Raw genomic sequence first — 12,072 nt, forward strand, 5'->3', positions numbered from 1 at the left:
GCCCACGGACCGCCTGGGCCGGCCAACGGCCGGCGCTACCGCAAATCGCTATCGCGATTTGCTTGCACGCAAGGCCTGGATGCGCGCGGGCGGCTGGAAGGAATCGCTTCTGGCGTCGCCCCAGAAGTCATGGAACACCGCGTGGTCGGGCACCCGACGCAGCAGCTCGCCAGGAGTGAGATAGCGGTACAGCGAGGCCAGCGAGCGGATCTCCACCGGCGAGACACGACGCAGGATGTGCTCCGGTCCGAGCTCGGCGGGATGCTGCAGCCCCGCTGCGCACAGCAGGTCGCGCAGCGCGCGCAGGGTGTTCTCGTGGTAGCTGTGCACGCGGTTGGCTTTATCGGTCGCATCCAGGTGCCGCCAGCGGCTGGGATCCTGGGTCGCAATGCCGGTCGGGCATTTGTCGCTGTGGCAGCTCAACGACTGGATGCAGCCGAGCGCGAACATGAAACCGCGCCCGGCATTGCACCAGTCCGCGCCCAGCGCGATGGTGCGGGCGATCTCGAATGCGCTGGTGACCTTGCCGGCCGCGCCGATCTTGATGCGGTCGCGCAGGTCCAGACCCACCAGGGTGTTGTGCACCAGCAGAAGCGCTTCGTGCATCGGCACGCCCACGTGGTCGATGAACTCGGCCGGTGCCGCGCCCGTGCCCCCCTCGGCCCCATCCACCACGATGAAGTCCGGCAGCAGCCCGGTCTCCTGCATCGCCTTGGCGATGCCGAACCATTCCCAGGGATGGCCGATGGCCAGCTTGAATCCCACCGGCTTGCCGCCGGACAAGGTCCGCAGCCGCTGCACGAACTGCAGCAGTTCCACCGGTGTGCTGAACGCCGAATGCTTTGACGGCGACACACAATCAATCCCCATCGGCACGCCGCGGGTCGCCGAAATCTCCGCGCTGACCTTGGCCGCCGGCAGCACCCCGCCGTGACCGGGCTTCGCGCCCTGCGAGAGCTTGATCTCGATCATCTTGACCTGGTCGTGCGTGGCATTGGCGACGAAGCGCTCTTCGCTGAAGCCCCCGTGTTCGTCGCGGCACCCGAAGTAACCCGAGCCGATCTCCCAGACCAGATCGCCGCCGTTCTCACGGTGGTAGGGCGAGATCGAACCTTCGCCGGTGTCGTGATAGAAGCCGCCCCGACGCGCGCCTTCATTGAGCGCGCGGATCGCATTGGCCGACAGCGAGCCAAAGCTCATCGCAGAGATGTTGAAGACGCTGGCCGAATACGGCTTCTCACAGTTGGGTCCGATCAACACCCGGAAGTCGTGACCTGCCACTTCGGTGGGGGCCAGCGAATGGTTGATCCACTCGTAGTCCACCGCGTACGTGCTGCGCAGCGTGCCGAACGGCACCACATCCATCTGGTTCTTGGAGCGCTGGTAGATCAGCGCGCGCTGCTGGCGTGAGAACGGGACGTCCTCCAGGTCGCTCTGCACGAAATACTGCCGGATCTCCGGCCCGATCGACTCCAGCCCATACCGGAAGTGCGCCATGACCGGGTAGTTGCGCCGCAAGGTGCTGCGCTTCTGCAGCAGATCCCAGCTGCCCAGAATGAACAGCGCGGCTGAAATGCCCACGCCCCAGTACCAGGCGGGCCAGATCGTGGCCAGCCACAGGCAGACCGGGAACAACAGGATGGCGAGCAGGTAGACCAGGTACCGGTGCATGGCGTTCCTCATTCAACACATGCGCCCCAGTCTACCGCTGTCCGGGTCTACAGCCGGTCGTCAACCACCTCGCGAGGCCAGACCGACTTCACGTCATAGACCACGCCGTCCGGGCGCAGCAGCGCACGGATTGCCGCAGGGTCCATGTGTCGAAAGTGGTCGTGCGCGACCGCCAGTACCACCGCATCGAAGGCGTGCGGCTCGGGGGCCTCGACCAGGTGCACGCCACTGTCCGCCAAGGCCGCCGGCCCGACCCAGGGATCCTGCACCTGCACCTGGGGACCGGCTGCCTGCAATGCCTGGGCCAGTTCCAGCGCGCGGCTGTTGCGCAGGTCCGGGCAGTTCTCCTTGAAGGTCACCCCCAGCACCAGCACGCGCGCCTGCGAACGCGGCGTGCCACGCGCGTCCAGCAGTGACAGCACGCGTTCGGCCACGTGCGCGCCGACCCGGTTGTTGACCTGGCGCGCGGTGTGGATCAGGTCGGGGTGATACCCCACGCTCTCGGATTTGTGCAGCAGGTAATACGGGTCCACGCCGATGCAGTGCCCGCCGACCAGACCGGGACGGAACGGCAGGAAGTTCCACTTGCTGCCGGCCGCGTCAAGCACGTCCTGGGTATCGATGCCGAGCCGGTCGAAGATCAAGGCGAGCTCATTGACCAGCGCGATGTTGACGTCACGCTGGATGTTCTCGATCACCTTGGCCGCTTCGGCCACACGCATCGAGGGGGCCGGCCAGGTGCCGGCGGTGATGATGCGCGCATACAACGCGTCGACCACGGCGGCGACCTCGGGCGTGGAACCGGAGGTGATCTTGCGGATGTCCGCCAGACGCCGCTGGCGGTCACCGGGGTTGACGCGCTCGGGGCTGTAACCGCAGTGGAAGTCGTGGTTGAAGCGCAGGCCCGAGCCCGCTTCCAGCAGCGGCACGCACACTTCCTCGGTGGTACCGGGATAGACCGTCGATTCGTAGATGACCAGATCACCCGGCTTGAGCACGCTGGCGATCAGCGCGCTGGCGCTGCGCAGCGGCCCCAGGTCGGGTTGCTCATGGGCATCGATCGGCGTGGGCACGGTTACGATGTAGACCGTGCAGTCGGCCAACGCAGCGGGATCAGCGCTGTAGCGCGCATGCACGGCGGCGGCCAGCTCATGCGGCTCCACCTCCAGCGTGTGATCACGGCCCTGCTGCAGTTCCAGCACGCGCGCGGCATCGATGTCGTAACCGAGCGTGGGCAGATGCTGGCCAAAGGCCACCGTCAGCGGCAGCCCCACATAGCCCAGCCCGATGACGCCGATGCGGGGGTGAGGCGAAGGACGATTGGGGGTCATGCGCAGCTACAGATCCAAAGGTGTGAATAGCCTAGCGCGACCGGCATACCACCACAAAGAACAAAGCCGCCGCCCGCGGAGAGTACGGACGACGGCCAACGAAAGTGGTCCAGCTGCGGTTACTACCCTTTCAGACAACTCCGGGGTTGGCCCCGGAACCGGTCACAGCTGGTAGGTGCAGACTACGCCCACTGACGTGAGATTCATGTTACGAGCCCAGACTCAGCGCAGCCGGTTCCAGTTCGCCGGAGACGCCGGTCCACAGTTCCAGCAGACGGGCAAACCCGATCCGGCGTTCGCCGGTGACCGGTGCCGCGGCGGTGAACCCGTCCCACGGCGTCTCGGCGATGTCGCTCAGCACCTGCGCTTCGATCCGCGCGGAGGCCATGGTCCAGCGTGGAAACTGGCGGGTCGGCACCTCGCCCTGGGCCAGCTCACGCAACTGGTGATGGCTGCGGGCATTGAGCACGCGCGGATAGACCGAGCGCATGCCGTCATCAGGGCCTTCCAGGTACTGCAGGAAGCGCACCCCGTCGAACATCAGCACGCTGGTCACGCCGGCCATGCGGTTGTGCGCGGCGGCGTCGGCGAGTATGCGATCGATGTCCGCACCGCCGATTCCTTCGACTGCTTCGCTGACATAGGCGACCGCCCGCAGAGACATGCGCGTACTCCCCCGTGAAGTGGAATCGACTATGCCATGAAGTCAGCAGGCCAGAAAAGCACCGTGCGTGCTGCGCTGCAAGACTCAGGGGACCTGCACGCTGTAGCCCGCCTGCTTCAATCGTTCCAGGTAGCCATCGGGCGAGACCAGCAGATAGACCGGCACTGTCGCAAATACCACCTTATGCTCGGTCAGGCTTTTCCGGGCGGCGGTCATCCAGGTCTGCGCCGCACGCGCATCCAGGTCACCGAGTCCGCGCCGCTGTCCAAATGCGCTGCGCGTGATCGCGCCCACGCAAGCGTCGTACGGGCCGGTTGTCGAAAGCCGCTGCAGGGCCTCAACGTCGCCCACCGACCAGGCATTGGCCCGCTCCACCAGCTGCGGCAACCCGTGTTCCACCCGGTCCATGGTGCGCTCCAGGCACTGCACGTCATCCAGCGCATTGGCCTGCATTTCCTTCAGCGCCCTGCGCGGATCGCCCACCTTGATCACCACCCGGGTTTCCACCGGCTTGAGACCGCGCGCCTTGTAGGCCTTCTCCAGCACCTTGGTCACCGGCGAACGCTGCTCGAGCCCGACCTTGTCCAGCGCCGCCGCGTACAGGCGGGTGGCCGCCACCAGCGGCCGGTCCTTTTCGACGCCACGATCACGACCCAGGTACGGCTGTTTCAGGCGCAGCCAGCGCGCGTAGACGTCCGGCGGCAGGATCTGTTCCAGCCGACGCCCTTCGGGATCATGCGCAGCCTTCATCGCCGGACGGATCAGGGTCAGCCGGCCAAAGAAGCCGACGTCGGCATCCACCGTCCAGCCCGGACTGGAGAGCACGGCATCGGCGCTGGCGATCACCGCCTTGACCTCGTCCGCGCGCCAATCAATTTTCTTCGGCAAGGGCGTGACCGTGCCCAGGATCCACAGCGTGTGCCCGTTGGGCGCGGTGACCTGCCACAGGCCTGGACCCGGCTGCACCCCGGAAACGACCACCGGGGCCAGGTCGACCACCTCGCCCACCGGCGGCGCTGCCGGCCGCTGCGCCGAAGCCGCCCCGGCCGCGCTCCAGACCCATGCCGCCACCATCCACCCTGCCATCCTTCTGCTCATGCCCTGCCTCCTGTCGTGGGTGATGCCGGCGCGCTCAGGCCTGATCCTGCTCGCTGCGATACGGCTCCTCGAAGGGCCGGAAGTCATGTTCGGCCAGTGCCCCGGCGATCCACCTGCTGACGCCCGGCAGTGCGCGCACGGCATCCATATACTGCTCCACGCGTGGACCCACCGGCACGGCGTAGGTCCCCAGACGCATCACCACCGGCGCATAGAAGGCGTCGGCAATGGTGAAGTGGTCGAACAGCAGCGGCCCCTGGTGTCGCGCCAGCAGCCGCTCCCACAAGGCCAGCAGCCGCTCCAGGTCAGCCACCACGGCGGGCTGCTCGCGCAGCACCCGTGCGCCGACCTCGGGCAGGTGCGCTTCGATATTCATCGGGAAGTGCTGTCGCAATGCGCCAAAACCGGCATGCATCATGGCGGTCACACTGCGCGCAAGTGCTCGCTCGGTCGCATCTTGCGGCCATAAGCGACATTCCGGAAAGCGCTCGGCCAAGGTCTCCGCAATGGCCAGGGTGTCCCAGACCACCTGGGGGCCATCCACGAGCACCGGCACCGTACCGGACGGCGACAGCGCCTCGGCGGCCTGCTTGAACTGCGAATCCGGCTCGAAACTGTCGAAGCGCAGCAGGACTTCCTCGAAAGGAATCTCGGCCTGGGTCATCAGCACCCACGGGCGCATCGACCACGACGAGTAGTTTTTGTTGCCGATGTGCAGCTTGAGCATGGCCTCTGCGCCGTTTGGGTTGATGGCGACATGCTAGCGGGAAAGTCGATCGGGAACTTCTACCCGGCGCAGGGTCAGGTTTCCGCTACAATTCCCCCCGTCAGACCGGCCCGGATGGCGAAACTGGTAGACGCATCGGACTTAAAATCCGCCGACCGCAAGGTCATGCCGGTTCGATTCCGGCTCCGGGCACCACTTCTCGTACGTTGCAACGTTTTTCATTGCATTCGAGCTACCGCCGCACACCGTGCGATGAGCCGCAAAACCCGGTTGAACCCTGCGCTTAAACTGCGCCGATTCCACAACCGAGGTTCACATGGTCTCAAGGCACGAAGCGGAAATGGACAAGCTGAGGGCGGAATACTTCAGGACAATGGAAGAGGTCCTGAAGACCCGCGAAGAGTTCCATAGGACCCAGGCGGAGACCGACAAAACCGCCGAAGAGATACGCACCATCCAGGCAGAAGCTCAAAAGATCCAGGTAGAAATGCTCAAGGCGCAGGCCGAAGCCCAACGCGCGAACATTGAAGCGGCCAAGCTGCTCCGTGAGCACCGTTGGGCCCCCATCATCCTCGGCACCGGCATCATCGTGTCGCTGTTGACCGTCGCCGTTGCCCTGCTCAAGGCGAGCAGCTGAGCCAACAGCGCATCAGATCGCCCGCGAGTAGCGCGCGGGTGACTCCACTTTGCCGAGGTAACGGTCGAAGCACATCGCCAGCAGACGCAGCAGCGGCCTGCCCTGTTCGGTAGCACGCACCACGCCGTCAGCATATTCGGCCAGCCCATCATGCTGCAGCGACTGGAGTGCGATCAGCGCATCGCTGAAGTAGCTCTCGAAGTCCACCCCGTGACGCGCCGCCAGCGCATGCCCGTCCACCTCGCCCTGGCACATCAGCTGGCCGATCAACTCCGCGCGCAGCGCATCGTCGGCATCCAGGGTCAGCCCACGCCACACCGGCAGGCGACCCGCATCCACCGCGTCCTCCCAACCCGGCAGATCGCGCGGGTTCTGGCTGTAGCTGTCGCCGATGCGGCTGATCGCACTGGCCCCCAGCCCGACCAGGTCGGTCTGCGCATGCGTGGTATAGCCCATGAAGTTGCGGTGCAGCTGACCGGCGCGCTGTGCCCGCGACAGGTCTTCTTCGGGTAGCGCGAAGTGGTCCATGCCGATGTACTGGTAGCCGGCCAGCGACAGGCGGCGCACCGCCAGCCCCAGCAGGGCCAGCTTCTGTTCCGGGCTCGGCAGCGCGGCATCGGGAATCTGCCGCTGTGCCTTGAACAGGTTCGGCAGATGCGCGTACCCGTAGATGGCCAGCCGGTCCGGCCGCTCGCGCAGCACGGTTTCCAGAGTCTGCGCAAAACCCTCCAGGGTCTGGTGCGGCAGGCCATAGATAAGGTCGACGTTGACCGAACGCAGTCCGAATTCACGGCAGGCGCGCAGCACCTCCAGCGTAGGCTCCACGCCCTGCTCGCGATTGATCGCGCGCTGCACGGTGGGATCGAAGTCCTGGATACCCAGGCTGGCGCGGTTGAAGCCCAGCGCCGCCAAGCCCGCGATGTCGTCGCGGGTCACGTGACGTGGGTCCAGCTCAATCGAGAAGTCACGGCTGGCCGCTTCACTGAACGAGAAGCGCTGGCGCAGCCCGTCGATGAGTTCGCGCATCTGCTCGGCCGCGAGGAAGTTCGGCGTGCCGCCGCCCAGGTGCAGCTGGATCACTTCGCGGCTGGGATCGAACAGCGGTGCGATCTGGTCCGCCTCACTCAGCACGCGCGCCACATAGGCCACGCCCTTGCTGCGGTCACGAGTGATCACCCGGTTGCAGCCGCAGTAGAAGCACGGGCTGCTGCAGTACGGCACATGCACGTACAGCGAGAGCGCGCGCGCACTCACATTGCTGCTGGCAATGGCGGCGCGCAGCTGGTGCTCGCCGAAGCCATCGTGGAAATGGGGCGCGGTGGGGTATGAGGTGTAGCGCGGACCGGGACGGTCGTGACGACGCAGCAGTTCCGGATCGAACTGCCAGGCAAGGCCGGCGGCGGCGGGCGAGAAAGTGTCCATGGGCACAGCCTGCGCGCACCCGCCGGCGCGCGCATTGAGCCAGATCAATCGGCGGCCCGGTCAGTCCTCGTTGGCCGCCCCTGCCCCGCCACAGCCCGCACCGGCCACGTGCCCACAGCCGTCGCGCAGCTGCGGCCGCCCGGCCACCGGAATCTGCGGCCAACGCAGCATCTGGTAACGCCGCCAGAAGGTGTCGCCGATACGGCGGGCGATGTCGTCGGCCAGCTGCTGCATCGGCACGTTGCCACTTTCGGCAGTGGTCAGGCGGAACTGCACCAGCCAGCGGTCGAATAGATCGCGGTCCAGGTGGTCCATCGCCATGTGCTTGGGCATCGGGGCGCCACTGAAGCGCCGGGTGCCGCGCAGCATCGCCGACCAGAAGTCCACCAGCTGCGCCAGGTGCGCGTCCCAGTCGTGCACGCGTTCATTGAAGATCGGTCCCAGCCGGGGCTCCTGGCGGACCCGTGCATAGAAGTCGTGGACCAGCCGGGTCACTTCTTCCTCGCTGCACAAAGCCAGCGACGGAAGGGGCAGCGGATGGGGAGAAGGGTCCAGCATGGGGGGCCTCGGCAGCAGATGCGGCACAACGTCGCGCGGATGATGCGCCCCGCCTTGATCAGGATCAATGTGGCGAGCTGTCGCAGGTCCTAGTCTGCGGCAATGAACGACACCTCCGACACGCCCCCGATGAGTCGCCGCCGGCTGTTGATCCGGCAATGGGGCGCGATCCTGTGGCCCAGCTTCGTGGCCGCAGGCCTGGCCAGCATGGTGTTCTTCGCCTTCGTTGACCCGCTGCGGCTGCGCGATATCACTTTCCCACAGCACGCGGTCAGCCGGGAAATGGGCTACACCCTGGGCTTTTTCATGTTCTGGGCGGTGACCGCCGCCGCCAGCGCGGTGACTTGGTACCTGTTGCGGCCCTTGCGCCGTGACGACGACGACGTGCCGCTGGGTTGAGCATGCCGCGTCGCCTGCACCTTCACCTCATTGATGCCACACCGCCCCCCGCCCCGCCGCCGGCCTCGCGGCCGCGGCTGCGCTGGCGCGCCCTCCTGCCGGCCGCCCTGCTGGCAGGCTTCTACCTGCTGCCCTGGCTGCGCTGGAACGGCCGCCAGGCCCTGCTGTTCGACCTGCCGGGTCGTCGTTTCGACCTGTTCGGGCTGACCCTGTGGCCGCAGGACCTGGGCGTGTTGCTCGGCCTGATCGCGGTGATGGCCACGTCGCTGGTGCTGCTGACCAACCTGGGCGGACGTGTGTGGTGCGGTTACGCCTGCCCGCAGACCTTGTGGAGCGGACTGTTCCGCAGGATCGAGCGCGGCTGCAGCCGTCACCTGCGTACGCCCCGCCTCGCCGCCACGGTCAAGCACGCCGCCTGGGCAGGCGTGGCCCTGTGGACCGGGATCACGTTTGTCGGCTTCTTCAGCCCGATTGACCAGCTGGTAACCGGCCTGTGGCCCCTGAAGTGGAGTGGCTGGGAGATCTTCTGGGTGCTGTTCTATGCGCTGGCGACGTGGGGCAATGCCGGTTTCCTGCGCGAGCAGGTGTGCATTGACCTGTGTCCGTACGCACGTCTCGCGCCGCTGCTCAGTGACGCCGACACCCCACAGATCTGCTATGACGCCCGCCGCGCCGAGCCACGCGGTCCACGCGCCGCCGGCCAGGGTGGCGTCGACGCGCGTGGGCGCGGGCTGCTCGATCCGGTGAGTGCCAGCGACTACGCGTTCCGCGCCGCACACCCGGCCTTGGCCGGACCGATGCCGCGCTTCGCCGACGACCGGCTGGGCGACTGTGTGGACTGCCAGGCGTGCGTGGAGGTGTGCCCGATGCAGCTGGACGTGCGCAACGCCCCACTGCCGGACTGCATTGCCTGCGGAGCCTGCGTGGATGCCTGCGATGCGCAGATGCGGACGCAGGGTTTCCCGCTGGGTCTGATCAAGGTGGCCAGTGACAACGCCATGCAGCAACAGCCAAGGCGCTGGTTGCGCCCACGCACGCTGGCCGCGCTGGTCACCCTGCTGGTGCTGCTGGGCATCGGCCTGCACCACCTGTAACGCCAGTCAGCGCTCGCTGCGCGAACTCCGCGACGGCACCATCTGTGCGCGACGCACAATCCCCAGTTGCTCAATGATCAACGCCAGCTCATTGGTGACCTGCGTGCGGCTCCTGCCCTGGGGCACCAGGCGCTCCAGCACCTGTTGGTAGGTGGTCCAGAACTCCGGGCCGCAGCCATGCTTGCTGTAGCTGGCCTCCAGCTCGGAGCGCACGCCGTCAGCCAAGTCATTAGTGCCGTAGTGCATACGACCTCCCTGAACTTGTCCTGCTTCGGTGACGAGTTGCCCCTGTCAACGCGCCGTGTGGACCACACGACACGCTTCACTCGCGGTTCACCTGAACTTTGCACGCTCTTCGCGACAAGTCAATTGCAAGCGCCAAATTGATGGCGCTCGGGATGAAGCATTCATGTATGTGAAAAATTGTCCAGCGGTGGACGTTTCGGGGTCGAAGTTGCCATTTTGGCACCACTGGCCAAACGGAGATGAAGAGCATTCGATCATTCGCCTGGGCCAGGAGGGCATGAAGCGCTTTGTTGACGCCCTCGACAACCCCAAGCCGAACTCTGAACGTCTCGCTGTCTCTCTGAAGCAGCATCTGGAGACTCGACAGCATGACACTGGAAGTAACAGTAGTTCCGTTCGATGGACGCCCAAGCCACGCTGATTTCGATTGCGGCAACGAAGTCTCTTGCAGTCCCTCAAGGCGGGCAGCCTCGGGGCATGGCATGGAGCCGGGTTCAAAGGCGTCGCCGAGAGCACGCTCCATGGGTACTGCTCCCTGTCTTCAGCGCAGGTCATGAACGCCAAGCTGCCGCAGGCAGGGTCAAAACTGTCACGCGATAATGGCTGCCCATGACCGCCATCGCGACGCTGCTTGATGGATGACGGGAAGTTCGCGCATCTCAACGGCAGGAATTCGTAGAGCCGGGCTCTGCCCGGCTTCTCGACGCGCACGGATTCCGTCAGCCGGGCTGAGCCCGGCTCTACGACAGCCACGACGCAAGCGCGACGGCTGTCAACGCGCGCAATGAGCCACGAACGACACGCGGAAAATGTGCCCGTGAGAAATAGCGGCACCGACGCCACGCCAGACTGTCGTCACGCTCTGTCCATTCTGGCGCGAAATCCGCGCCAAAAAGCCGTTTTTCGTGCCATACGCGTCAACGATGGATGGAGCCCATCGAAATCGCGCCGTATGCATGAAAACAGCCTCTTCTCATCCCTTTGCACTTCCGGCAATGTGGGCCTCGGAGATTAGAAAACTCCGTAATCAGCGATGCTTGGACGTCCCAAGTCGGGAGGGCGGCGAATATAACACCCCCATTACGGGGGGAATAAGCCTGCTCCGTTTCGCTGATTACGGTTTTCTAACCTCCCGACGCCTTTCCCATAGGGGGAAAGGCCTTTCCCGGGAGTCCGTGATGTACGTGTTCTGGGCCTTTACTCATCGCTTCGAGCTGCCCACTCGAGGCCTTCGCTTATGTCTTCCGCGCGCTTGCAGCCGATTAGCGCTGCCCCTTCGCGTGCGCATCCAAGACTGATAACGCCGGGCGCTGCCCCGGCCATCTGATCGGCATCCCGTCGCGCCGTTGCTGCGCGCTGCGTTGCCACTTCGTTGAACTTACTCATTACCCAGTATTGGGAGGATCCCATGTGCGAGCAATGTTGCTGTGCAGGTGTTGTTGACTCTACAAACCCCGAGCGTCCCCAGGGCGCACCTGAAAACGGAGCAGTCGCGCCCCGGCTACTGTTTCATCCCCCAGCGGATGTCCATCCCGGGCGGGTGTTGATGGACGACTATCTACGCCCCAGCGGCATTTCCATTCGTCGTCTGGCCGATTCCATCCGGGTCAAGCGCGGGCGGCTGGAGTCGATCATTGCCGGTCGCAGTGGCATCAGCGCGGAGCTGTCGATGCGGCTGGGTCGCTACTTCGGCGACCCGCCGACGTACTGGCAGGACCTGCAGTCGAAGCACGACATGGAGATGGCGTACTGCGCGTGGGGCGAGGACGTCGACCTGATCCGCCCGCGCGTGCGCTGGTAGGCCAATGAGGATGGGTCGGCATGCTTACGATGCGGCCCAGGTTTTCCATTCGAGCGCAGCCCGGCCGGGAGGGCGGGCTGTTGCGCAGGCAACAGGGGGGCAGGTATGAGCTTGGTGATGGTGCTGGAAATCGAGTCGGGCGTGCGGCTGGAGGATGTTGCGCAGACGTTGGTCAGTCTGGAGGCGACCATTGATCGCAACCCGTTCATTCGTGGCGGGCTGCTGCCCGGTTCAAAGTGTGCTTTCGGGTTGAAGGTGCACAACCTTGCCGTGCCGGTGCGTGCCCAAGATGTGCACGTGGACTGGAAAGTGGGGGTGTCGATGACCTTCCACTTCAGAGCGGCCACGATGCAGGAATGCCTCAGGGACATCTATGCGCTGATTGAGTTGTTCGCAACGCAGCATCGGCATCGGTTTGTGCTGT

General features: G+C 65.4%; 13 protein-coding genes and 1 tRNA gene. 6 read left to right on the top strand and 8 right to left on the bottom strand.

Annotated elements, in window-relative coordinates; genetic code table 11:
- Window positions 1–48: 48 nt before the first annotated feature.
- The 5 genes from QMX83_RS16095 to QMX83_RS16115 form a co-directional block, all read right to left on the bottom strand.
- Window positions 49–1,671, bottom strand: coding sequence for an FMN-binding glutamate synthase family protein (locus QMX83_RS16095; RefSeq protein WP_282297650.1), 1,623 nt, complete (start codon window positions 1,669–1,671; stop codon window positions 49–51).
- Between the two features lie 47 nt (window positions 1,672–1,718).
- Window positions 1,719–3,002 carry a nucleotide sugar dehydrogenase gene (locus tag QMX83_RS16100; RefSeq protein ID WP_282297651.1) on the bottom strand — a complete coding sequence of 428 codons (1,284 nt, stop codon included), beginning with the start codon at window positions 3,000–3,002 and terminating at the stop codon, window positions 1,719–1,721.
- A gap of 208 nt (window positions 3,003–3,210) precedes the next feature.
- Window positions 3,211–3,666: a BLUF domain-containing protein gene (locus QMX83_RS16105; protein ID WP_282297652.1), complete on the bottom strand. Its 456-nt coding sequence runs from the start codon at window positions 3,664–3,666 to the stop codon at window positions 3,211–3,213.
- Window positions 3,667–3,750: 84 nt separating this feature from the next.
- Window positions 3,751–4,764, bottom strand: coding sequence for a TraB/GumN family protein (locus tag QMX83_RS16110; protein ID WP_282297653.1), 1,014 nt, complete (start codon window positions 4,762–4,764; stop codon window positions 3,751–3,753).
- A 34-nt stretch (window positions 4,765–4,798) separates the two neighbouring features.
- A complete protein-coding gene (locus QMX83_RS16115) occupies window positions 4,799–5,491 on the bottom strand; it encodes a glutathione S-transferase family protein (RefSeq protein ID WP_282297654.1) in 693 nt (230 codons plus the stop codon).
- Between the two features lie 108 nt (window positions 5,492–5,599).
- Between QMX83_RS16115 and QMX83_RS16120 the strand changes: the two genes are divergently transcribed.
- Window positions 5,600–5,686 (top strand) — tRNA-Leu (locus QMX83_RS16120).
- Window positions 5,687–5,831: 145 nt separating this feature from the next.
- Window positions 5,832–6,128 carry a hypothetical protein gene (locus tag QMX83_RS16125; protein ID WP_282297655.1) on the top strand — a complete coding sequence of 99 codons (297 nt, stop codon included), beginning with the start codon at window positions 5,832–5,834 and terminating at the stop codon, window positions 6,126–6,128.
- Between the two features lie 12 nt (window positions 6,129–6,140).
- Here QMX83_RS16125 and hemN read toward each other — a convergent pair whose 3' ends face one another.
- A complete protein-coding gene (gene hemN, locus QMX83_RS16130; protein WP_282297656.1) occupies window positions 6,141–7,550 on the bottom strand; it encodes an oxygen-independent coproporphyrinogen III oxidase in 1,410 nt (469 codons plus the stop codon).
- A gap of 60 nt (window positions 7,551–7,610) precedes the next feature.
- Complete coding sequence (locus QMX83_RS16135; RefSeq protein ID WP_282297657.1) at window positions 7,611–8,108, bottom strand: group III truncated hemoglobin; 498 nt, start codon at window positions 8,106–8,108, stop codon at window positions 7,611–7,613.
- 102 nt (window positions 8,109–8,210) lie between these two features.
- Between QMX83_RS16135 and QMX83_RS16140 the strand changes: the two genes are divergently transcribed.
- Together QMX83_RS16140 and QMX83_RS16145 are read left to right on the top strand one after the other, a co-directional pair.
- The gene (locus QMX83_RS16140) at window positions 8,211–8,507 is read left to right on the top strand and encodes a hypothetical protein (RefSeq protein WP_282297658.1); all 297 of its coding nucleotides are present in this window, start codon (window positions 8,211–8,213) and stop codon (window positions 8,505–8,507) included.
- A gap of 2 nt (window positions 8,508–8,509) precedes the next feature.
- Window positions 8,510–9,601: a 4Fe-4S dicluster domain-containing protein gene (locus tag QMX83_RS16145; protein ID WP_282297659.1), complete on the top strand. Its 1,092-nt coding sequence runs from the start codon at window positions 8,510–8,512 to the stop codon at window positions 9,599–9,601.
- A gap of 6 nt (window positions 9,602–9,607) precedes the next feature.
- Here the strand turns inward: QMX83_RS16145 and QMX83_RS16150 are convergent, their stop codons facing one another.
- Entirely contained in the window at window positions 9,608–9,847 is a 240-nt protein-coding gene (locus QMX83_RS16150; protein WP_282297660.1) for a hypothetical protein, read from the bottom strand.
- A gap of 1,408 nt (window positions 9,848–11,255) precedes the next feature.
- Here QMX83_RS16150 and QMX83_RS16155 point away from each other — a divergent pair.
- Both QMX83_RS16155 and QMX83_RS16160 read left to right on the top strand, forming a co-directional pair.
- Window positions 11,256–11,648 (top strand): HigA family addiction module antitoxin, encoded by a 393-nt coding sequence (locus tag QMX83_RS16155; protein WP_282297661.1) that lies wholly within the window; start codon window positions 11,256–11,258, stop codon window positions 11,646–11,648.
- A 117-nt stretch (window positions 11,649–11,765) separates the two neighbouring features.
- The coding region (locus QMX83_RS16160) for a hypothetical protein (protein WP_282297662.1) at window positions 11,766–12,072 on the top strand (307 nt) is incomplete at its 3' end.

Origin of the sequence: Stenotrophomonas sp. PS02289, from assembly GCF_029960115.1 — a bacterium.
Classification (GTDB): domain Bacteria; phylum Pseudomonadota; class Gammaproteobacteria; order Xanthomonadales; family Xanthomonadaceae; genus Stenotrophomonas.